At 66.9% G+C, this 20,742-nt stretch carries 19 protein-coding genes and 1 pseudogene; 9 read left to right on the forward strand and 11 right to left on the reverse strand.

Annotated elements, in window-relative coordinates:
* Positions 1–101: 101 nt before the first annotated feature.
* Positions 102–1,031 (reverse strand): dihydrodipicolinate synthase family protein, encoded by a 930-nt coding sequence (locus AB3147_RS17675; RefSeq protein WP_175123492.1) that lies wholly within the window; start codon positions 1,029–1,031, stop codon positions 102–104.
* A gap of 234 nt (positions 1,032–1,265) precedes the next feature.
* On the opposite strand from AB3147_RS17675, the gene AB3147_RS17680 reads away from it, so the two are divergent.
* The 3 genes from AB3147_RS17680 (at position 1,266) to AB3147_RS17690 (ending at position 4,402) form a co-directional block, all read left to right on the forward strand.
* Positions 1,266–2,267 carry a Bug family tripartite tricarboxylate transporter substrate binding protein gene (locus AB3147_RS17680; protein ID WP_175123493.1) on the forward strand — a complete coding sequence of 334 codons (1,002 nt, stop codon included), beginning with the start codon at positions 1,266–1,268 and terminating at the stop codon, positions 2,265–2,267.
* A 75-nt stretch (positions 2,268–2,342) separates the two neighbouring features.
* A complete protein-coding gene (locus AB3147_RS17685) occupies positions 2,343–3,314 on the forward strand; it encodes a Bug family tripartite tricarboxylate transporter substrate binding protein (RefSeq protein WP_175123494.1) in 972 nt (323 codons plus the stop codon).
* A 131-nt stretch (positions 3,315–3,445) separates the two neighbouring features.
* Positions 3,446–4,402, forward strand: coding sequence for a 2-hydroxyacid dehydrogenase (locus tag AB3147_RS17690; RefSeq protein ID WP_175138405.1), 957 nt, complete (start codon positions 3,446–3,448; stop codon positions 4,400–4,402).
* A 154-nt stretch (positions 4,403–4,556) separates the two neighbouring features.
* Here AB3147_RS17690 and AB3147_RS17695 read toward each other — a convergent pair whose 3' ends face one another.
* The 3 genes from AB3147_RS17695 to radA form a co-directional block, all read right to left on the reverse strand.
* Positions 4,557–4,775, reverse strand: a complete 219-nt coding sequence (locus AB3147_RS17695) for a hypothetical protein (protein ID WP_175123496.1) — start codon at positions 4,773–4,775, stop codon at positions 4,557–4,559.
* 145 nt (positions 4,776–4,920) lie between these two features.
* Positions 4,921–5,700, reverse strand: a complete 780-nt coding sequence (locus AB3147_RS17700; protein ID WP_175123497.1) for a sulfite exporter TauE/SafE family protein — start codon at positions 5,698–5,700, stop codon at positions 4,921–4,923.
* 28 nt (positions 5,701–5,728) lie between these two features.
* On the reverse strand, positions 5,729–7,090 hold the full coding sequence (gene radA, locus AB3147_RS17705) for a DNA repair protein RadA (RefSeq protein WP_175123498.1): 1,362 nt from the start codon (positions 7,088–7,090) through the stop codon (positions 5,729–5,731).
* 418 nt (positions 7,091–7,508) lie between these two features.
* Between radA and AB3147_RS17710 the strand changes: the two genes are divergently transcribed.
* From AB3147_RS17710 to hpaI, 3 genes are all read left to right on the forward strand, one after another.
* Entirely contained in the window at positions 7,509–8,210 is a 702-nt protein-coding gene (locus AB3147_RS17710) for a hypothetical protein (RefSeq protein ID WP_175138407.1), read from the forward strand.
* A 187-nt stretch (positions 8,211–8,397) separates the two neighbouring features.
* The gene (gene hpaR, locus AB3147_RS17715) at positions 8,398–8,859 is read left to right on the forward strand and encodes a homoprotocatechuate degradation operon regulator HpaR (protein WP_105239511.1); all 462 of its coding nucleotides are present in this window, start codon (positions 8,398–8,400) and stop codon (positions 8,857–8,859) included.
* A 40-nt stretch (positions 8,860–8,899) separates the two neighbouring features.
* Positions 8,900–9,700 (forward strand): 4-hydroxy-2-oxoheptanedioate aldolase, encoded by an 801-nt coding sequence (hpaI, locus tag AB3147_RS17720; protein WP_175123500.1) that lies wholly within the window; start codon positions 8,900–8,902, stop codon positions 9,698–9,700.
* A gap of 23 nt (positions 9,701–9,723) precedes the next feature.
* Here the strand turns inward: hpaI and AB3147_RS17725 are convergent.
* The 6 genes and pseudogenes from AB3147_RS17725 to alr all read right to left on the reverse strand — a co-directional run.
* Positions 9,724–10,926 (reverse strand): annotated as a pseudogene (locus AB3147_RS17725) (PepSY-associated TM helix domain-containing protein); the annotation flags it as partial.
* Positions 10,872–13,298, reverse strand: a complete 2,427-nt coding sequence (locus AB3147_RS17730) for a TonB-dependent siderophore receptor (RefSeq protein WP_367352587.1) — start codon at positions 13,296–13,298, stop codon at positions 10,872–10,874. The pseudogene AB3147_RS17725 and the gene AB3147_RS17730, both read right to left, overlap by 55 nt.
* An 87-nt stretch (positions 13,299–13,385) precedes the next feature.
* Positions 13,386–14,369 (reverse strand): FecR domain-containing protein, encoded by a 984-nt coding sequence (locus AB3147_RS17735; protein ID WP_367352588.1) that lies wholly within the window; start codon positions 14,367–14,369, stop codon positions 13,386–13,388.
* Complete coding sequence (locus AB3147_RS17740) at positions 14,369–14,917, reverse strand: sigma-70 family RNA polymerase sigma factor (protein WP_239215806.1); 549 nt, start codon at positions 14,915–14,917, stop codon at positions 14,369–14,371. The genes AB3147_RS17735 and AB3147_RS17740 overlap by 1 nt, the downstream gene beginning before the upstream one ends.
* A 125-nt stretch (positions 14,918–15,042) precedes the next feature.
* Positions 15,043–15,762: an SDR family oxidoreductase gene (locus AB3147_RS17745; RefSeq protein WP_175123506.1), complete on the reverse strand. Its 720-nt coding sequence runs from the start codon at positions 15,760–15,762 to the stop codon at positions 15,043–15,045.
* Between the two features lie 141 nt (positions 15,763–15,903).
* Positions 15,904–17,031 carry an alanine racemase gene (alr, locus tag AB3147_RS17750; RefSeq protein ID WP_279972284.1) on the reverse strand — a complete coding sequence of 376 codons (1,128 nt, stop codon included), beginning with the start codon at positions 17,029–17,031 and terminating at the stop codon, positions 15,904–15,906.
* A 149-nt stretch (positions 17,032–17,180) separates the two neighbouring features.
* Between alr and hpnC the strand changes: the two genes are divergently transcribed.
* Genes hpnC through hpnE form a run of 3 tightly spaced genes read left to right on the forward strand, consistent with a single transcriptional unit; the run spans position 17,181 to position 20,207 of the window.
* Complete coding sequence (gene hpnC / locus AB3147_RS17755; protein ID WP_367352589.1) at positions 17,181–18,011, forward strand: squalene synthase HpnC; 831 nt, start codon at positions 17,181–17,183, stop codon at positions 18,009–18,011.
* A gap of 13 nt (positions 18,012–18,024) precedes the next feature.
* Positions 18,025–18,888 (forward strand): presqualene diphosphate synthase HpnD, encoded by an 864-nt coding sequence (hpnD, locus tag AB3147_RS17760; RefSeq protein WP_175123509.1) that lies wholly within the window; start codon positions 18,025–18,027, stop codon positions 18,886–18,888.
* On the forward strand, positions 18,885–20,207 hold the full coding sequence (gene hpnE / locus AB3147_RS17765; protein WP_239215799.1) for a hydroxysqualene dehydroxylase HpnE: 1,323 nt from the start codon (positions 18,885–18,887) through the stop codon (positions 20,205–20,207). Before hpnD ends, hpnE begins: the two co-directional genes overlap by 4 nt.
* A 41-nt stretch (positions 20,208–20,248) precedes the next feature.
* On the opposite strand, the gene AB3147_RS17770 is transcribed toward hpnE, so the two are convergent.
* Entirely contained in the window at positions 20,249–20,707 is a 459-nt protein-coding gene (locus tag AB3147_RS17770) for a carboxymuconolactone decarboxylase family protein (RefSeq protein ID WP_175183867.1), read from the reverse strand.
* Positions 20,708–20,742: the final 35 nt, after the last annotated feature.

Below are 20,742 nucleotides of genomic sequence, written 5' to 3' on the forward strand. Positions count from 1 at the left end.
AGTAGGGCCTGTCCTCGCGCGGAGAACAGGCCCTGAAAGACTGCTGCGATGCGCGGACGGCGCTCATCGTAACCGCATTGCGTCCGCTGCGCCGCACGCGGTCATGCCGTGGCGGTTTCGCGATCCCAGGCGGCCAGCGCGCGCGCCACGGGCGCTACGCGTTCGCGTTCGGTGCTGGAGATGCCGGTCAGGAGCGGCAGCATCGGGCCCATGTCCGCCACGCCCGACAGCGTCACAGCATCGTGCAGCACGCGAATGGGGCTGATGCCGTCGCGGCAGTCTTCCAGGCCCATGTACTGCTCACGCACGGCTTCGGCTTCGTCGAAGCGGCCTTCTTGCAAGAGATGCAGGAGGCGCATCGAACCGCGCGGCGCCACGCAGACGGATCCGGACGTAAAGCTCTTCAGGCCGAATTCGCGGTAGTGGACAATGGCCGGGCGCTCGCCGATGCCGCTGACGACCCAGCGCGAATCCACGGCTTGCAGCAGCGCGGACAGGTAGGCGTCCTCGGACGGGTTGTCGCGCACGACGGCGTACTTGAAGGCGACGAGACGGCCTTCCTCGATCAGACGTGCCGCGGTTTCCGGGGCCAGGTAGTCGGCCGACTTGATGTAGACCACCGCAGGCTTGCCCAGCGCATCCGTGAAGCGGCGCACGCCGTCGGCCAGCCCGGCGTCGGTATAGGGGAAGGACATGGGCAGCAGCATCGCGGTCGGAAAGGCGCGCGATCGCAGGATGGCGGCCTGGTCCATCATCTTGCCGTAGTCGGGCCCCACCGAGGGCAGGATCCAGGTGTCCGGACCCGCCAGGCTTGCCAGCATGTCCACGATGCGTGCATATTCGCTCACACCCACGTTGTAGAAGTTGGCGTTGCCGCCATACATGACGTTGCGCACGCCGCCCGCTTCCAGGTGGCCGAGCAGCGTCTTGTTGGCCGCTTCGTTCAGCGAGAGATCGGCGTTGCGGGCCAGCGGCGGCACGGCGATGACCGAGCGCTGCAGATCCTGGGCGGTGACCGGGGTGGTTTTCATGGAAGGGGCTCCTGGCGGGTGGGTTGTCAGTGCGGTTGTCAGATAAGTAAGGTGAAAAAAGTATACTTGGTTGACAAGCTATAGCTCAATACCTATATTTGTTTTACAAGTAGTTCGGCAGCACACAGTCGCATGAGGCGCGGGCCGCATGCGGCTTTGAGCTCCCGGCTCGCCGGGAGCGGAATACCCCCAGAAACGATGCGCGGCCACGCGCACACCGAGGAGACGAATTCCATGCATGCAGCCCCTGTGCGAGGCCGGTTTATTGCGGCCGCCCTGCTGACGGCCACCGCCTTTGCCCTGCCGGCCTCGCCGGCCTTCGCGGACTACCCCGAACGCGAAGTCAAGATCATCGTGCCCTTCCCCGCCGGCGGCACTGCCGACATCGCCGCGCGCGTCGTGGCGGCCGAATTGGGCAAGAGCTGGAACAAGCCCGTGGTGGTCGACAACAAGGCGGGCGCCGGCGGCAATGTCGGCTCGGCCGAAGCCGCGCGCGCCACGCCCGACGGCTATACCTTCCTGATGGGCACGGTCAGCACCCACGCCATCAATCAGTCCGTGTACGCCAAGCTGCCCTATGACCCGGTCAAGGACTTCGTGCCGGTGACGCTGGTGATCCCGGTGCCCAACATCCTGGAGGTCAACCCCAAGTTCGCCGACAAGCACGGCATCCGCAACGTGGCGGACCTGATCAAATACCTGAAGGCCAATCCCGACAGCGTCAACATGGCGTCCACGGGCAACGGCACGTCCACGCATCTGTCGGGCGAACTCTTCCAGAGCATGACCGGCACGCGCATGACGCACGTGCCCTACAAGGGCAGCAGTCCCGCCCTCACCGACGTGATGGCCGGGCAGGCGGACCTGATCTTCGACAATCTCCCCTCGTCCATGGGCTTCATCAAGGCCGGCAAACTGCGCCCGCTGGCCGTGACGACCGCCAACCGTTCCCCCGCCCTGCCCGACGTGCCCACGATGGCTGAAGCCGGCGTGAAGGGCTACGAGGCCTCGAGCTGGTTCGGTCTGCTGGCGCCGGCCGGCACGCCGCCCGCCATCGTGGAAAAGGTCCAGCGCGACGTGGCGGCGGCCTTGCAGCAGGAGCCCGTGCGCGCACAGCTTCAGGCGCAAGGCGCGACCCCATCAGGCAACACGCCCGCCCAGTTCAAGCAGTTCATGGCCCAGGAAACCGTCAAGTGGGCCGACGTTGTGAAGAAATCCGGCGCCAAGGTCGACTGACCCTGCGCCGATCCGGGGCCCGTCCGCAACGCGTGAGCGGCGGGCTCTTCATCATCACGCGAACCAGGAGACACCATGAACAAACTGATCAGCGCCGTACTCGCGGCGGGCGCCGTTGTGCTTGGGTCGCCGGCGGCCCTTGCCGCCGGTTACCCGGAAAAGCCCGTCACCATGATCGTGCCCTTCGTGCCAGGCGGATCTTCCGACATCACCGGGCGCTCGGTCACGCCGGCGCTGGCGAAGATCCTGGGGCAGACCTTCGTCGTCGAGAACAAGCCGGGCGCAAACAGCGCGATCGGCGCGCAGGCGCTGGCCCGCTCCACGCCAGACGGCTACACCATGATGGTCGGATCCATCGGCACCTTCGCCATCAACGAAGCCCTGTACAAGAACCTGTCGTACAACCCCAGCAAGGACTTCACCTACCTGACGCAAGCGGTGCGCAACCCCAACGTGCTGGTCGCGGCGACGTCGTTCCCGGCCAGCACCGTGGCCGAACTGGTCGACTACGCCAAGAAGAATCCGAACCGCGTGTCTTACGCCTCGTCCGGCACGGGATCGTCGGACCACCTGTCGGCCGTGCTGTTCCGGCAGCGCACGCAGAGCACCGGCGTCGACGTGCCGTACAAGGGCGGCGGCGCCGCCATCGCGGACCTGATCGGCGGCCAGGTCAACGTGTCCTTCCAGAATCTGGGCGCGGTGCAGAACCACATCAAGGCGGGCAAGCTGAAGGCGCTGGCCATCACGGGCGACACGCGCGCGACCGACCTGCCCGACGTGCCGACGCTGGCCGAGGCCGGCATCAAGGATATGGTCGTGTATTCCTGGCAGGGCTTTGCCGTGCCCAAGGGTACGCCGCAGCCGGTCGTCGACAAGCTGGCCGAGGCCTTGCGCACCGCGCTGCGCGAACCGCAGACGCAGAAGACGCTGCAAGGCCTGGGCTTTGAAGTGGTCGCCAACACGCCGCAGCAGTTCGCGGAGTTCCAGCAGGCCGAGGTCAAGCGCTGGAAGGACGTGATCCAGAAAGCCAACATCCAGCTCGAGTAAAGCGACGGGATGCCCGAAGGCGGGCATCTTTTGTCCGCGGCCCGTCCCGATCCCGCGGATGCGGGGCGGGCCCGCGGTCTTGCGCATGAATCAAGTAGCATGAACCCTTCGCCACCCAACCGTACGACAACATGACCACCAAGCAACGCATCATCCAGGTCGGCTCGCTGGCCGGCTCTCCCTCCGCCAACAAGCGCCTGGCCGACGGCTATGACGTCATCGAATTGTGGAAGTATCCGGATCGCAAGGCGGCGCTTGCCGAACATGGCAAGGGCGTCACCGCCGTCGTCACGTCCGCGAATTTCGGCGCCAATGCCGAACTCATCAACGCGCTGCCGGACCTGAAGGCCATCTGCAGTTGGGGCGTGGGCTACGAGACGATCGATGTCGACGCCGCGCGCAAGCGTGGCGTGCTGGTCAGCAATACGCCGGACGTGTTGACGGATTGCGTGGCCGATCTGGCCTGGGGCCTGTTGATCGCAGGCGCGCGCCGCATGGGCCAGGGCGAACGCTTCGTGCGTGCCGGCCAATGGGGTCAGGTGCACGGCAGCATTCCGCTGGGGCTGCGCGTCAGCGGCAAGAAACTGGGCATCGTGGGTCTGGGCCGCATCGGCGAAGCCATCGCCAAGCGCGGTACGGGCTTTGACATGGACGTGCGCTATCACAACCGCAGAAAGCGCGACGACGTCGATTACGGCTACGAGGCCTCGCTGACGGACCTGGCCAAGTGGGCCGATTTCCTGATCGTGGCGACCGTTGGCGGACCGAGCACGCGCCACCTGGTGAACCGCGAAGTGCTCGAGGCGTTGGGACCCAAGGGCATCATCGTCAACATTGCACGCGGGCCGGTCATCGACGAGACGGCGCTGGTCGCCGCGCTTGAAGACGGCAAGCTGGGCTGCGCCGCGCTCGACGTCTTCGAGCACGAGCCCAAGGTGCCGGAAGCACTGATAAAGAGCGACAAGGCCGTGCTGCTGCCGCACATCGGCAGCGCCACCGAAGAAACGCGTCTGGCAATGGAAGACATGATGCTGGAGAACCTGCAGTCGTTCTTCGAGAACGGCCGCGTGATCACGCCGGTGGAATAAGCGAATGCGGCCGCCGCCGGCACGGCGCGCGGCTTGAAGCAGAAATGAAAAAGCCTCTCGGCGCCCATACCGAGAGGCTTTCGACTTTCCGGCCCCCGCGTGTCCGGTCAGTCTTTGTCGCGCAAAGGAACGTGGGCGTCGCCGCCCGGCGCGGTTACTTGGTCGGCGTCGTGGCGCCGGACTTGTGGTTGGTCGCTGCGCCTGCTGAATGCTTGGCGGACGACTTGTCAGCCTTGTGATGCTTGTGATGCGCCTGGGTCTTGGTGTCGCCGGTCTTGCTGGCGCCAGCCGCGAACGCCGACGGCGCGGCAGCGAGGCCAAGGCACAGGGCCGAAGTGGAAAGAAACGCAGCAATGCGGGAGTGAGTCGTCATGTAAGTACTCCTGGTTGGTGAAGGGCAGACGCCCTTTTCCGTTACGGGGCGGCACGATGCCGCTAGGCCCGTATGCGGTTGGAAGCTTGCCCAACCAGAAGGTTCAACGCCGAACCACAATTTTTCGGTCTCTCAAGATTTGTTGCTAGCCCTCAAACGCCAACAACGCCACCGTCGCAAACAGCATCAGCGCAAAGCAAGCTCTCAGCTTGCGTTCAGGAAGCCGGTACGCAAGCCGCACGCCGATGGGCACGAAGATGAGGCTGCCGATCGCGAGCGGCGCGCCGACCATCCAGTTGGCCTGCCCTGCCCACGTGTAGGTGACGAGCGCGATCATCGAGCCCGGAATCACCATGCTGAGCGCGAGCGCTTGCGCGGCGGTCTGCGGCAGGCGAAAGACCGATGTGATGATGGGAACGGCCAGCACCGCGCCGCCCACGCCGAAGAACCCGCCAAGCGTGCCGCACAGCATGCCCAGCACGCTGGCGCGCCGCGGCGTGAAGACGGGCGTGGCGCGTGTCGGCCGCGGTGCGTGGTGGGCCGCCGGGCGCGAGGCGCGCCACGTCTGCCAGACGTAGAACAGCGCTATGAAGAACAGGAACACCGCGAAGCTCTGACGCAGCAAGGTCGAGTCGATGCCCAGCGCCATCTGCGCGCCCACCCACGTGAACACCACGGCGCCCGCCGCACCGGCCAACGCGACGCGCTTGTCGATGCGCGTCTGCTGGTTGTATTTGCGCACGGCCATCATGATGGTCGGCAAGACCATGATGAGCGCCGTGCCCTGCGCGAGCTGCTGCGACATGCCCATCAGCAGGACCAGGGCCGGAATGGCGATCAGCCCGCCCCCGATGCCCAGCACGCCGCCCATGAAACCGATCATGCAGCCGGCGGCCAGGCATGCGGCGATGACGAACAGACTCACGTATTGCTCCAACCAACGACGCCACGCATCAGCGCAGCTTTTCCAGTGCCGCGTCCAGCCGGTCCACCGCCCAGATCTCCAGGCCCTCGATGGGCTGGCGCGGCGCGTTGGCCTTGGGGATGAGGGCCACCGAAAAGCCGAGCTTGGCGGCTTCGCGCAGACGCTCCTGCCCGCGCGGGGCGGGACGGATCTCGCCGGCCAGACCGACTTCGCCGAACGCGATCAGACCGCGCGGCAGCGGCCGGTCGCGCAGCGAAGACATGATGGCCAGCAGCACCGGCAGGTCGGCCGCGGGTTCGGTGATGCGCACGCCGCCCACCGCGTTGACGAACACGTCCTGGTCGAAGGTGGACACGCCCGCATGCCGGTGCAGCACGGCCAGCAGCATGGCAAGCCGGTTGCCTTCCAGGCCGACCGTCAGGCGGCGCGGATTGGGCGCATGGGAACTGTCGACGAGCGCCTGGATTTCGACCAGCAACGGGCGTGTGCCTTCCTGCGTGGCCATGACGCACGAGCCCGCGACCTGCTGTTCGTGTTGAGACAGGAACAAGGCGGACGGATTGGCCACGCCGCGCAGGCCGCGGTCGGTCATGGCGAACACGCCCAGTTCGTTGACGGCGCCAAAGCGGTTCTTGAACGCGCGCACCAGGCGGAACGACGAATGCGTGTCGCCCTCGAAATACAGCACGGTATCCACGATGTGTTCCAGCACGCGCGGGCCGGCCAGCGCGCCGTCTTTGGTGACATGGCCGATCATGACGATCGCGATGCCCGTCTGCTTGGCCAGCCGCGTCAGTTGCGCGGCACATTCGCGCACCTGCGAGACCGAGCCCGGCGCCGCGGTGAGTTCGCCGCTGTACAGCGTCTGGATCGAGTCGATGACGGCAACCGACGGCTTCTGTTCCGACACCGCGGCCTGGATGGCTTCAAGGCGGATTTCGGCCAGCAAATTGACGTTGCCGGTTTGCAGGCCAAGCCGGCGCGCGCGCAGCGCGACCTGTTCGGCGGACTCTTCGCCCGTGACGTACAGCACGTTGGTGGACTCTGACAGCGAAGCCAGCGCCTGCAATAGCAGCGTCGACTTGCCGATGCCGGGGTCGCCGCCGATCAGCACCACCGCGCCGGCCACCAGGCCGCCACCGAGCACGCGGTCGAATTCGTCCAGGCCGGTGGGCGTGCGCGGGGTTTCGCGGGCCTCGATTTCGGACAGGCTGCGCACCGGGCTGGACGAGGCCAGCGGCGCATAACGATGGGCAGCGGCCGCGGGCGCGGACGATTCCACCGTTTCTTCAAGCGTGTTCCACGCGTTGCAATGCGGGCATTTTCCCTGCCACTTGGGGGTGGTGCCGCCGCAATCGGCGCACACATATACGGTTCGGGTTTTTGCCATGCGCGAAAGTGTACCCGGCAACCTGCGGGCGCTGCGCCAGTACCGAGATCGTTTTGGCACACCGATTGCGCACGGGCGAAAGGCATTTCTTTCAGACAGCTTTCACAAACCGCCCAGCGCAGTGGTTACATGATGCAAACAGAAGAAATTTCCTGCCCGATCCGTTTCAAATCGCGCATAATCGCCAGGTGCAGCGCATATTGTCGAACCGTCCCGACCGGACGGCATACTCCACGACGGACGTCCTTGCGACGCACTGCGTGGGGAATCGCGGCGCAATCACTCGCGGCCTTTCACGAGACCGCTCAAACCGGAACATGACCCCAGCACGACCAGACGCCGGACCACCGGCGCGGCGCTCGCAAAGGTCGAACGCGGATACGCTGTGCCACCCGGCGTATGTGCGAGGAGTACGCGCATGAGCATTACTTATCGCCCCCCTTTTGACGAAGACGATGAACGGGATCTGCGCGCCCTGTACCGCAAGCCGGGTCCCGGCGCCAATCCGGAACTGGATGCCGCGGTACGACGCAGATGGCACCCCGGCCATAGCTGGCATCCCGGTTGGGGCGCCGCCGCCTGCGCCGTGATGGTCGCAGGCCTGTTTGCATGGACCGACATGCGCGAGGCCATCGAGGACACCGAGCCTCAGATGCAACTGGTGGCTGTACAGGAAAGCGACGCCGCGCAGACTGCGCCTTCCGCGTCCGCCGCGCCGGCCAGCGATCCGTCGCCTCTGCGCCGCGTCGTCGCCCTGCAACAGGAACCAGCCGTCCCGGCACAGCCGGCGGTGTCGCAGCCTGCATCGACCCAACCCGTATCGACCCATCCTGCAGCGGCGCAATCCGCCGCGGCCGCAGCACCCGCCGAGCCCGCGGCCCCTGAAACGGCTGCGCAGGAATCCGCGCAAGCAGCCGCGCAGGAGGCCCCGGCGCAAGCACAGCAGGTTGCAGCCTTTACCGAGCAGGACATCGAGGCGCGCGTGGCCCAGATCCGCGGCCTGATCGTGGACGACCGTGAAGAAGACGCCGTGCAGGCATTGCGCGAGCTGCAGCGGGGCGCGCCCGATTTTGCCCTGCCTGACGACCTGCAGGAACTGTCCCGCCAGAACCCGGCGTGACGTCCGGGACTGGCCCTCGCCAGTCCCAATGCGGCCTTGGCTTTGCCTCCTGACTGCGGCCTGACTGCGCCGCTGGTCCGCCCCCCTGACCTGCCCCTGCCCCGGCCCGCCGCCGCGCCGGGGCAGGCCGCGTTCAGGCCTGAATAGTTGAGCATTTTTTGGGCGGCTTCTTGCTAACATAGCCGCCATGAGTCCGAGCTTCCACCACCGCAATCTTCCCCATTTGCTGCTCTACGCGCGCGAAACGCTGATGGCGCATTTCCGCCCCATCCTGCACGCAGCCGGCGTCACCGAACAGCAATGGCGGGTCTTGCGCACGCTGAGCGAGGTAGGCTCGCTGGAACCCAATCAGATCGCCCGGGCCTGTCAGATCCTGAGCCCCAGCCTCACGCGCATGCTGGCCGGCATGGAAGAGCAAGGGCTCATCAAGCGCACGCGGTCCAGCGCCGACCAGCGCCGCCAGGAAATCTCCCTGACCGCCAAAAGCAACAAGCTCATCGACCGCATGCGGCCCCAGGTCGACGCGAAGTACCAGGAAATCGAAGAAAGGATCGGCAAGGAATTGCTGGAGCGCCTGTACACCGATGTGGACGCCATGGTCGACCTCATCAAGCGCGACGGCCCCACCCGCGATGCCGGTACGCCCTGAACGTCAATCCCCTCTCCTCCCTCCACGCGATCCCCAGTCCATGGACCTCCTGACCAATACGTTCAAGCAAGCCCTGCGCGACGGCAAACCCCAGATCGGCCTGTGGGCCGGCCTGGCCAGCGCCTACACCTCGGAAATCCTTGCGGGCGCCGGGTTCGACTGGCTGCTGATCGACGGCGAGCACGCGCCCAATACGCTCGACTCCACCCTCGCCCAATTGCAGTCCGTGGCGGCGTATCCGGTTGCCCCCGTGGTGCGTCCGGCCTGGAATGACCCCGTCCAGATCAAGCAGATCCTGGACACCGGCGCGCAGACCGTGCTGGTGCCCATGATCCAATCGGCACAGGAAGCGGCCGCCGCGGTTGCTGCCGTGCGCTATCCGCCGCAGGGCATCCGCGGCGTGGGCAGTGCGCTGGCGCGCGCGTCGCGCTGGAATCGCATTCCCAACTACCTTGAACGCGCCAACGACCAGATGTGCGTGCTGGTGCAGATCGAAACCCCGGACGGCATCGCGGCGCTTGACGAGATCCTGGCCGTGGACGGCGTGGATGGTGTCTTTATCGGACCCGCCGACCTGTCGGCCAGCATGGGCTACCTGGGCCAGCCGGAGCATCCCGTGGTCGAGAAGACCATCGACGATGCCATCGCGCGCATTGTGCGGTCCGGCAAGGCGGCAGGCATCCTGCACAGCGGCGTGACGCAGGCCAAGCATTACCTGTCCTTGGGCGCGACCTTCGTGGCGGTGGGCGTGGACGCCGTACTGCTGGCGCGCGCGGCCGAGGCGCTGGCCGGCGAGTTCAAGGAACTGGCCGCCGTCGGCGCAAGCAAGGGTCCGTACTGACGTGCGCGGCGGCGCGTCCACCACAGCCAGACCCCGGTCACGCTTAGCGCCAGCGTAACCACGCCGACCAGCGCCACCGTCAGTTGCAACGGCCAGCCCCAGAACGCCGCCATGTGCAGGCTGGTCAGCCAATGCTTGGCGGTATCGCCGGCGGCCCTGCCCGTTGGAAGATGGCTGCCCACGAGCTGCCCATTCACCGCATTGAACACGACCGACGTCGCGCCGCTGCGCGTGCGCAGATCCCGGCTGCTGCGCACGCTGTAGCGATACAGCTTGCGGCGCGCATCCAGCGCCAGCCAGTGTTCGCCGAGCACGACGAAGCCTTCGCGGGCAGCCAGTTCCGCCATCAGCCGCCGCCCGGCGTCGCGGGCCTGCGCGGGCGGCATCGGGTCACCGGCCGCCACGGCCGCGCCGCGCCGGGGATCGGCCTGATAGCTCAGACCGGCACGCATCACCGGATCGTAAATGGAGGGCAGGTTCAGCGCGACGCTGCTCCATGCCATCAGCGTCAGCGCTGCCCATAGCCACAGCCCGCCGGCACGATGCAGATCGTAGTTGCGCTTATGCGGACCACCCTGCCAGCGGATGCGCCAGGCGGGTGCCCAGCGCTGCCACGCGGAGGACGCCGGCTTGCGCGCTCGGGGCCGGGCAGGCAGCGTGAGCCACGCGCCGACGAATCCGTCCAGCGTCCACGCCAAGGCGACGATGCCGAGCAACAGCTCGCCGATGCCCTCGAACAGCAGGGCCGTGTGGATCCGATGCAGGAACGGCATCAGGTTGCGCAGCCCTTCCCGCAGATCGCCCCAGCGGCGCTGGCCCAGGATGGCGCCGGAGTACGGGTCGACGAAGACCTCGTGCAGCACCGGCGCGCCCGCGCCTTCCTCGTGCAGCCAGACCGGGAACGGCACGCTGCGGCCGTCCTGACCGCCGAGCGGCGTGGCGGGCATCGCCGCGGCTGGCGCGAGCCGGGCGACGTGTTCCCGCAGGGTCAACGCGTCCAGCCGCGTGGCATCCGCCGAAGGCGGCGCCACGCGATGCAAGGCCGGCGCGGTGGCGGCGTCCAGCGTGTCATACCACGCCAGCGGGATGCCGGTCAGCGCCACCAGGCAAAGAAAGCCGGCCAGCACCAGGCCGGTCCAGCGATGCAGCCGCAGCAGCGCGGCGCGCACGTTCACCAGCGGTAGCTCACCGTGCCGATGATGCGGCGCGGCTCGCCGTAGTCGCACACGCCGCCGTAGCAGATCGACGGAATGTAGGTCTTGTCCGTCAGGTTGGTGACGTTGAGCGCGTAGAGCCACGGGCCGCTTTCATAACTGACGCGCGCATCGATCAGCGTGTAGCCGGCGCCGCCGAGCGAACCGCTGGACGGCCGGTCGGGACGCGCCGAGACATAGCGCACGCCGGCGCCGGCCTTGAGTCCCATCAGCACCCACTCCGACAGGTTCACATCGGTCCACAGGGAAGCAGCGTGCAGAGGCGTGTTGAAGCGCTCGCCCTCTTCGCCCGGCAGATTGCTCTTGACCACGCGGGCGTCGGTGTAGGTGTAGGCGGCAATCACATCGATTTGCGGCGTGACGCGTGCGCGCGCCTCGAGCTCCAGGCCGCGCGAGCGCACCTTGCCGGTCTGCACCAGAAAGGTCGGATCCACCGGATCCGGCGTGAGCACGTTCTTGCGCTCCAGGTTGAACAGCGCCGCGCTCAGCATGATGTCTTGTCCGGCGGGCTGATATCGGATGCCGACTTCGTACTGCGTCCCGCGGCTGGGCTCGAAGGCGCCTTCGGTGCGGTCGCGCCCGCTGGTGGGTTCGAACGACTGGCTGAAGCTGACGTACGGCGCCAGGCCATTGTCCGCCAGATACACCACGCCGGCGCGGCCGGTGAAGGCGGTGTCCTTGTCGTTCGAATTGGTGGACGGCGCGTGCAAGGCGCGGTTCTCGGCGCGCACGTTGTCATACCGTCCACCCAGCAGCACCACCACCTTGTCCGCAATCTTCAACTGATCCTGAAGGTAGATGCCAAGGCGATGCTCGGTGTTGCGGCGCTGCTGCCAGGGCAGGACCACGACATCGCCGGGCATGTACACCGGATCGAAGACGTCGATGGGCCGCAGATTGCCGCGCAGGCGGTCGCTGTTGTAGGTGGAGCGTGTGTAATCGAAGCCCGCAAGAATCGTCTGCGTCACGGGCCCCGTTTCAAATCGCTTTTCGATGTTGGTATCGATCGTCTGCACCGTGGTGCGGTCATCGAAACCGCGTGCCGAACGCGCCACCCTGCGCTGCGTCGCGGCGTCCACGTCGCCTTGCAGCAGCACGTAGCGCATCGTCAGGTCCGCGTCGTAGTAGCGCATCGACTGGCGGAATTTCAGCGTGTCATTGAACGCATGTTCGATCAGCACGGCCAACGACGTCGATTCGACATCGAAGCGGTTGTTGTTGGGCTCACCCAGAAAGCGCGAACGCGGAACCTGTCCGTTCGGGTTGGTCCAGAGCGAGCCGGTGACCGGCACCTCCGTCGGATTGATCGTCTTGCTGCGCTGATAGTTGGCCAGCAGCGTGACCGAGGTGGCCGCTGACGGACGCCACGTCAACGCGGGCGCGATGTAGGTGCGATCGTCGGCGCTGTAGTCGATGAATTGCTTGCTCTCGCGGAACAGGCCGGTCAGGCGATAGGACCACACCCCGGCCTCATCGATCGGACCGCCGATGTCCGCCGACACCTGACGGCGGTCGAAACTGCCGCCGTCCAGATTGATCTCGCCCATTGTTTCGCCGGGCGGACGCTTCGTCACGGTGTTGACGATGCCACCCGGCGCTGCGGCGCCATACAGCACGGATGACGGTCCGCGCAGCACTTCCACCCGCTCCAGTCCGTACGGCTCCTGCTTGCCGTTGTACTGATTGATCATGTAGCGCATGCCGTCGCGGTAATAGCTGCCGGTCTGCGGGTTGGCTTCGAAGCCGCGGATGCTCATCGTGTCTTCGAACATCGAGCTCTTGGCGACGATGCCGGGCATGATGCCGGGCGTATAGCCCAGCGCCTGCTGCAGGTTCTGCGCCTTCTGATCGCTGATCTGCGCGGCGCTCACCACCGAGATCGACTGCGGCGTTTCGATGATCGGCGTATCGGTCTTGGTGGCCGTGGCGCTGTTCGTGGCGGCGATGCCCAGCACCGGGCCATCCGGGCGTTCGATCTGGGCGGTCACCGCAATCGGCTCCAGCAGCGTCACGTCCTGGCGGCCTTGCCGCAGGACGAAGCCGCCATCGGGCAGACGTTCCGCCACGAGACCAGTACCGGTCAGCAACGCGGCCATCCCGGCCTCGGGCGTATACCGGCCGCGCACGCCGGGGCTCTGCCGGCCGCTGCTCAGATCGCCGTGGCCGCTGACGAAGAGGCCGGCTTCGGCGGAAAACAGGTTGAGCACCTGGCTCAACGGACCGGCCGGGATGTCGTAGTCGCGGACCTGCGTCTGGACAGACTGCGCGTACACGACGCCCAGGGGCGCCGCGCCGCTCAGCATCACGCCGATGGCAAGCGCCAGCGGGGCGATGCGCGCGCGGCGGCTCGGAAGGTTGGGGAAAACAGTGAGGGGGTTGGTCATGCCACGAATCCGCGATATGGGTGTTGAATTGCCCATAGGCCGGATGAGCGCGGCAAAAGCGGCAAACTATTTTGTAACAGCGAGGGTTCAGCGGGCTTGGAGGGTCGTCCACCACGGCAGCGGCTGGCTGATGCGCACGGGCAGTGCCTGGCTCAGCAGGCGCAGCGCGCGATCGCTGTCATGCAGCGGAAACGTGCCCGTCACGGGCAGCGCCGCCACGTCATCGGCATAACCGAGATGCCCGCGGCGGTAACGCGCAAGTTCCGCGACCACCTGCGCCAACGGCGCCTCCTCGAACTGCACGATGCCGCGTGTCCAGTTGTGGTCGTCGGCCCGCAGCGCTGCCGGCGCATCCATGCCTTGCGATCCGCCACGCATCCGCATGCCGGCATCGACCCGAATCCCGGCGGGCGGCGCCCCCGCAAAATGCGCCTGCACCGCCCCCTCCAGCACGGCGAGCGTGGTTTCGCCGTCAAGGCTGCGCACGTTGAACCGCGTACCCAGCGCCTGCAACCGCCCTTGTGGCGTGTCCACCACGAAGGTGCGCCCGGGGTCGGGCGCGGTGGCGATCATGATCTCGCCGCGCAGCAGCACCAGGCGGCGCTGGTCGCGGGTGTAGTCGACCTTCACTGCGGTATCGGTATTGAGTTGGATCAGCGTGCCGTCGGCAAGCCGGATTTCTTTCGATCCGCCCACCGGCGTGACCAGGTCCGCCTGCCAGACCGCCCAGGTTCGACGGCCGGCTGGCGACTGCGCAATGCCCAGGCCCAGCAATCCCGTCGCGCCTGCAATCAGCGCAACCGTCAGCAGCCGGCGGCGCTCGCGCCGGCCCTGCGCGGCGGCATTAAGGCTGGCCAGGCTGGCCTCACGTCCCATCGGCTGGGCGACCAGCGCATCGAACTGCGCGCCCACATCCTCGACGCGTTGCCACGCCCGGCGATGCGCGTTGTCGGCGTCCATCCACGCCTGCCAGCGTGCGCGCTCCTGCTCGCTGGCCGCCCCCGAGCTCAGCAGCGCATACCACTGCGCGGCAGCCTCAAGAATGCGCGGATCGACGGCGGCGGCGCCCATCAACGTCCAGCCTCTTCGCCATACACACCAGCGGGTTGCAGGTCGGTATCGAGCAAAAAGCACAGCATGGCCTGCGCGATGTCGTTGCGCACCGTCCGCTCGGACACGCGCAGCTCTGCCGCAATGGCGGGATGCGTCATGCCGTGGATGCGGTGCATCAGGAAAGCGGCGCGCGCGCGCACGCCCAGGCGATGCAGTTTGCGGTCGATCTCGACCAGCGCCTGGAGCGCCTGGACTTGCACTTCGGGGGATGGGTGGGTGATCTCGGGACGCGCGGCCAGCGTTTCGGCCCAGGCCAGTTCAATGTCCCGGCGCCGCCAGAAATCGATCAGCAGACCGCGCGCGATGGTGGTCAGGAATGCCCGAGGCTCGCGCACGTCCGCGATGGCGTGCCGGCGCACCAGCAAGGTCAGAAAGGTGTCCTGGGTCAGGTCGGCGGCCTGGTGATTGTCCTGAAGACGGCGATTCAGCCAATTCTGCAACCAGCCGCAATGCGCGGTGTACAGGGCGGAAAGCGATGCGCCAACTGCGTGCTCTCGGTCCGACACGGCGAGCATCCAAAATGGAAATGATAGTTATTATTATACAAGCCCGGCTGAACGCCGCCATGCTTGCGCCAGCCAAAAAAAACGCACCCCGTGGGGTGCGTTGTTCACACTTGCAGCGGCGATATTCAGGAGCGGCCAGCCAGGCTGCCGCCGCCGTCCACGCCCAGCACCTGTCCGGTGATGAAACCGGCGTCGTCCGACAGCAGGAAGGCGATGGCCGCGGCCACTTCGGCCGGGGTGCCCAGGCGCTTCATGGGCACGGAAGCCAGCGCGCGCTTTTCGTTGTCGCTGCCGGCGGGCCGGGTGGCGCGGAACATTTCGGTTTCGATGGGACCCGGCGCGACCGCGTTGGCGGTGACGCCGTATTCGGCCAATTCCAGCGCCCACGTTCGGGTGCAACCCACCAGCGCGCTCTTGGCGGCGGAATACGCCGTGCGGTCCAGCGCGCCGTGGATGGAGCGGCTGACCACGTTGACGATGCGGCCGGCGCGGCGCACCTTCATGGATTCGATGAAGGCCTGCGTGACCTGCACCGCCACGCGCACGTTCAGGTCCAGCACGTTATACAGGGTGGCCAGATCGATCTCGCCCAGCGGCTGGGGCGACACGATGCCGACATTATTGACAACGGCGTCGACCGGGAATTTTTCGCGGATTTCGCGCAGGACCTCTTCGGTGCGGCCGGCGTCGGCCAGATCACAGGCGTACAGGTAGCCCGGGAAATCGACGTCGGTCGTGTTGCGCGCGATACCAACCACGTGACAGCCCATGTCGGACAACCGCTGAGTAAGCGCCCAGCCTATGCCTTTGGTGGCGCCCGTAATGAGCACGCATTTGTCCTTCATGGATTGAAACCTCGCAGTCTGTTTTCTTGGTCAAAAACGGGCGCCTGAGCGCCCGGTTTCCAAAGTAGACACCATCCGGCGCCGCGTGTCTTGTAATTTGCGTAGCAATTCTTGCCCCCTGGACGCCGTGGCGCGGGGGGATCAGACGTCCCGGGTGACCGGCACGCGCGGCGCCAGGGCGCACAGCAGTTCATAGCCGATGGTTCCGGCCGCGCTGGCGACTTCGTCCACCGAGGGGCCGTCTTCGCCCCATAGCGACACGGGCGAACCGACGCCGGCGGACGGCACGGGCCCCAGATCCACGACCAGCATGTCCATGGACACCCGTCCCAACAGCTGAGTCCGGATACCCGCCACCACGACCGGGGTGCCGGTGGAGGCGTGACGCGGATAGCCGTCGGCGTAGCCGCAGGCCACGATGCCGATGCGCATGGCGCGTTCGGCTCGGAACAGTGCGCCGTAGCCGACGGAGTCGCCGGCCTTGATTTCCTGGACCCCAATGATTTCCGAGCGGAGCGACATGGCGGGCTTCAGGCCGAAAGAGGACGCTTCGGCATCCGCGAAAGGCGACGCGCCGTAGAGGCAGATGCCCGGCCGCACCCAATGCGCCTGGCTTTCGGAGCCGACGGCGATATCGGCAAAGCGCAGGGCGGCGGCCGAGTTGCACACGCTGATCGCGCCGGGCAGCTTATGCGTCACCGAATTGAAGACGCTGAGCTGTTCGTTCACGCCTTGCGGACCATCCGCGCAGGCAAAGTGGGTCATCTTGCCGACCGAGCCCAGCGTGCCCTGCTGTTGCAGCAGCGCGGCGCGCTCGTAGGCGGCGGGAAACGCCGCCGGGCTGAACCCCAGCCGGTTCATGCCGCTGTTGAGTTTGAGCATGATGTCCACGCGCCGGGACAGGCGGGCTCGGGCCAGCATGTCGAGCTGGTCGCGGTGGTGGACCGTGCTGCTGAGATGGTAGCGGTCGACGATGTCGAGGTCGGACGGGTTGAAGAAGCCTTCCAGCAGCAGGATCGGCCCGCCCCAGCCGGCCTCGCGGCAACGCACGGCTTCTTCGAGGTCCAGCATGGCCAGGCCCTGCGCCTTGGAAAAGCCCGCCACCGCCTGCTCGATACCGTGGCCGTAGGCGTTGGCCTTGATGACGGCCCAGATCGACGGCGGCAGCCCGGCGGCCGCGGCGGCGGTCTGGTCCAGGTGGCGGCGCACGGTGGCCAGATTGTGCGCAAGGGCGGAAACGGAAACGGTGGCGGATATTGGGCGCGGCATGGTGTGGGATCCTGTGGCGTCCAAGTCTAACTGATCGCCGCCCCCGGCGGCTGCGCGCCGGATCAAGCGCGGGCGACTACTCTAAAATGAGACCGTTTTCCGCTTTACGCCGTCTTTGCAGGTCCATTCCTGCCCACTGGCCTCTTTTTATGTCCATCGATCACTACGAGAACTTTCCCGTTGCCTCGCTGCTGTTGCCGCGCAGGCTGCGCGGCGCCGTGACCGATATCTACCGGTTCGCCCGCGCCGCGGACGACATTGCCGACGAAGGCAGCGCGACCGACGAGGAGCGCCTGGCCCAGCTCGCCACGTTCCGCACCGAGCTGCACCGCATCGGCGCCGAACCCGGCACGCCCCCGGCGCCCGGCCTGCCGCCCCTGTCCGACATCTTCGGGCCGCTGGCGCAGACGATCGCCCGCCACCAGTTGCCGATCACGCCGTTCTACGACCTCCTGTCCGCCTTCGAGCAGGACCTGACGGTCAAGCGCTACGAGGACTACACCACCCTCATGGATTACTGCAGCCGCTCGGCCAACCCGGTCGGGCGCCTGATGCTGCACCTGTTCGATGCCAGCGCGCCGCAGAACATCACCGAGTCCGACGCCATCTGCACCGGCCTGCAGCAGGTGAACTTCTGGCAGGACGTGCGGGTGGACTGGCACAAGCACCGCGTCTACCTGCCGCAGGAAGACCTGCGCCGCCACGGCGTGTCGGATGAAGACCTGGCCGCCTGCCGGCTTACGCCGGCGTGGCGCGAGCTGATGGCCTTCCAGGTTGACCGCACACGCGCGCTGCTACACTTCGGCGCTCCGCTGGCGCGCCGCCTGCCGGGCCGCATCGGCCTGGAGTTGCGCCTGGTGGTGCAAGGCGGGCTGCGCGTCCTGGAGCGGATCGAGGCGAGCGGCTACGATGTATTCATGAATCGCCCCGAATTGGGCGCCAAAGACTGGGCCATCATGTTGTGGCGCTCCATCAAGTAACAGGCCGTGCCTAATGACCCCTGACGAGTATTGCCAGGAAAAAGCCGCCAAAAGCGGCTCCAGCTTCTACTACTCCTTCCTGTTCCTGCCTCCCGAGCGCCGGCGCGCCATCACGGCCCTGTATGCGTACTGCCGCGAAGTCGACGACGTGGTCGACGAATGCACCGATCCGTCGCTGGCGCGCATCAAGCTCGCCTGGTGGCGCACGCAGATCGACCAGATGTTCGACGGCAAGCCCGACCATCCCGTCACGCGCGCGTTGCAGCCGCACCTGGAAAGCTGTTCGATCACCCGCGCCCGGCTGCTGGCCGTGATCGACGGCATGGAAATGGACCTGGACCAGACCCGTTATCTGGACTGGCCCGGCCTGCGCAAGTATTGCTGGCACGCGGCCGGCGTCGTGGGCGAGCTGTCCGCCGGCGTGTTCGGCTATTCCGATCCCAAGACGCTGGTCTACGCCGAAAAGCTGGGCCTGGCGTTCCAGATGACCAACATCATCCGCGACGTGGGCGACGACGCCCGCCGCGGCCGCATCTATATCCCGGTCAACGACATGCAGCAGTTCGAGGTCAAGGCCTCGGACATCCTGAATGGCGAGTATTCCGACCGCTTCAGCGCGCTGATGAAGTTCCAGGCCGACCGCGCCCGCGAACTCTACCGCGAGGCGATGAGCAACCTGCCCGAGGCCGACCGCCGCGCGCAGCGTCCGGGACTCATGATGGCCGCCATCTACCATGCGCTGCTCGACGAGATCGAGCGCGACAACTGGCAGGTGCTGCACCAGCGCATTTCGCTCACCCCGTTGCGCAAACTCTGGCTCGCCTGGAAAACCTGGGTGGGCGGCGGACGCGGCCTGGTCCGCCGGTTGGCCCGGTGAAGGCGGCGGTCATTGGCGCAGGCTGGGCCGGCTTGGCGGCCAGCGTCGCCCTGCGGGAAGCCGGCGCCAAGGTCACGGTGTTCGAGGCCGGGCACACCCCCGGCGGCCGCGCGCGGCGCGTGTTCCATGGCGATTTTGAAGCACCGCTCGACAACGGCCAGCATCTCTTGTGCGGCGCCTACAAGGAAACCCTGGCGCTGATGCGCCGCGTGGGCCGCAACCCCGACGCCCTGCTGATGCGGCGCCCCTTGCGGCTGGCAAGCCTGGACGGCCGCTTCAACCTGTCCGCCCCGCGCCTGCCGGCGCCGCTGCACATGGCCATGGCCGTCCTGCGCGCACGTGGCCTGTCTTGGTCCGACCGGCTTGCGATGCTGCGCCTGATGCGCGGCTTGAAGACCATGTCCTGGTCGCCCCCGCGCGACTGGACCGTGCTGCAGTTGCTGCACTATCACGCGCAATCCGATGTGCTGATCCGGCAGATGTGGGAACCGCTTTGCCTGGCCGCGTTGAACACGCCGATCGCCACCGCCAGCGCGGTGCTGTTCGCCCGCGTGCTGCGCGATAGCCTGGCCGGCGCGCGTGAAGACAGCGATCTGCTGCTGCCATGCACGGACCTGTCGGCGCTATGGCCGGACGCCGCCGCGCGACAGGTCACCATGCGCTATGGCAGCACGGTGCGCCAGCTGCATCCGTCCGCCGACGGCATCGACATCAACCAGGAACGTTTTGACGCGGCCGTGCTGGCCGTGCCGCCCACCTTCGCCGCGCGTCTCCTGGATGGTCCGCTGCGCGAGGCCGGCGCCACGGGGCTGCTTGATGCGCTCAAGGCCTTCGACTATCTGCCCATCGCCACGCTGAACATACGGCTGGCTGGCCCGTGGCGGCTGCCCGAGCCAATGATGATGCTGCGCGAGGATGCGGCCCGCGGCCATGCCGGCCAGTGGCTGTTCGACCGCGCCCAGCTCGCGGGCGACACCAAGGCCGGGGAACTGGCGGTGGTGGCCAGCGCTGCCATCGGCATGAGCGAACGCAACCGGCGGCAAACCATTGAAGCCCTGATCGATCAGGTGGCCGAACAGGCAGCCGCGCATCCGCTGCGGCTGCCGCCGATGCCCGAGGTGGCAGCGGCTGAACTGTTCATTGAAAAGCGCGCGACGTTTGCCGCGGTGCCGGGCCTGACCCGCCCGCTGAATACGACGCCGTGGCCCACGCTGGCATTGGCGGGCGACTGGACCGATACCGGCTATCCCGGCGTGCTGGAAGGCGCGGTGCGCAGCGGCCTGCAGGCGGCTCGCGTGCTGAATCCCCGCGCGGACTGAACAGCGTCAGGCGGGCATGCCGCCCGCCTGACGCAGACCGGTCAAGCCGGCTTTGTCCCGAACAGGTCGGCCTGGCGCGGGTCTGCCGCGGCGAGCTCATAGCCGATCTGTCCCGCGACCTCGCGCAGGATGTTCTGCGCAAGATTGAAGGCCGTGTTGGCCGCCGGCACGCCCGCGTAGATCGCGTTCTGCAGCAGCACTTCCTTGAGTTCGTCGGGTGTCAGGCGCGAGGCGTCCTGCGCCGTCAATGCGGCGCGCACGTGCAGTTCAAATTCTTCCCAGCGGCCCAGTGACAACGTCACCGCCAGCACCATCATGCGGCGCGCCTTGTGCGGCAGTCCGGGGCGGCTCCAGATATCGTGCCAGGCATAACGCGTGATCATGTTCTGGTAGTCGGCGGTGAACGTGGTGGCGCGATCCAGCGAACGCTGCACCCATTCATCGCCCAGCACGGCGCGGCGGTTTTCCAGGCCGCGCTCGAAATCGTCTTCCCGGCTCATCTGGTCAATCTCCATTCGGATCGGGGGCTGGCGCG

It is taken from the genome of Achromobacter animicus (genome assembly GCF_040775605.1).
Taxonomy (GTDB): domain Bacteria; phylum Pseudomonadota; class Gammaproteobacteria; order Burkholderiales; family Burkholderiaceae_B; genus Achromobacter; species Achromobacter animicus.

Bases quoted from the DNA above. Each gene is read 5' to 3' on its own strand.
- AB3147_RS17675 (WP_175123492.1), bottom strand. From the start codon at position 1,031: ATGAAAACCACCCCGGTCACCGCCCAGGATCTGCAGCGCTCGGTCATC.
- AB3147_RS17680 (WP_175123493.1), top strand. From the start codon at position 1,266: ATGCATGCAGCCCCTGTGCGAGGCCGGTTTATTGCGGCCGCCCTGCTG.
- AB3147_RS17685 (WP_175123494.1), top strand. From the start codon at position 2,343: ATGAACAAACTGATCAGCGCCGTACTCGCGGCGGGCGCCGTTGTGCTT.
- AB3147_RS17690 (WP_175138405.1), top strand. From the start codon at position 3,446: ATGACCACCAAGCAACGCATCATCCAGGTCGGCTCGCTGGCCGGCTCT.
- AB3147_RS17695 (WP_175123496.1), bottom strand. From the start codon at position 4,775: ATGACGACTCACTCCCGCATTGCTGCGTTTCTTTCCACTTCGGCCCTG.
- radA (WP_175123498.1), bottom strand. From the start codon at position 7,090: ATGGCAAAAACCCGAACCGTATATGTGTGCGCCGATTGCGGCGGCACC.
- AB3147_RS17710 (WP_175138407.1), top strand. From the start codon at position 7,509: ATGAGCATTACTTATCGCCCCCCTTTTGACGAAGACGATGAACGGGAT.
- hpaR (WP_105239511.1), top strand. From the start codon at position 8,398: ATGAGTCCGAGCTTCCACCACCGCAATCTTCCCCATTTGCTGCTCTAC.
- hpaI (WP_175123500.1), top strand. From the start codon at position 8,900: ATGGACCTCCTGACCAATACGTTCAAGCAAGCCCTGCGCGACGGCAAA.
- AB3147_RS17730 (WP_367352587.1), bottom strand. From the start codon at position 13,298: ATGACCAACCCCCTCACTGTTTTCCCCAACCTTCCGAGCCGCCGCGCG.
- AB3147_RS17735 (WP_367352588.1), bottom strand. From the start codon at position 14,369: ATGGGCGCCGCCGCCGTCGATCCGCGCATTCTTGAGGCTGCCGCGCAG.
- AB3147_RS17745 (WP_175123506.1), bottom strand. From the start codon at position 15,762: ATGAAGGACAAATGCGTGCTCATTACGGGCGCCACCAAAGGCATAGGC.
- alr (WP_279972284.1), bottom strand. From the start codon at position 17,031: ATGCCGCGCCCAATATCCGCCACCGTTTCCGTTTCCGCCCTTGCGCAC.
- hpnC (WP_367352589.1), top strand. From the start codon at position 17,181: ATGTCCATCGATCACTACGAGAACTTTCCCGTTGCCTCGCTGCTGTTG.
- hpnD (WP_175123509.1), top strand. From the start codon at position 18,025: ATGACCCCTGACGAGTATTGCCAGGAAAAAGCCGCCAAAAGCGGCTCC.
- AB3147_RS17770 (WP_175183867.1), bottom strand. From the start codon at position 20,707: ATGAGCCGGGAAGACGATTTCGAGCGCGGCCTGGAAAACCGCCGCGCC.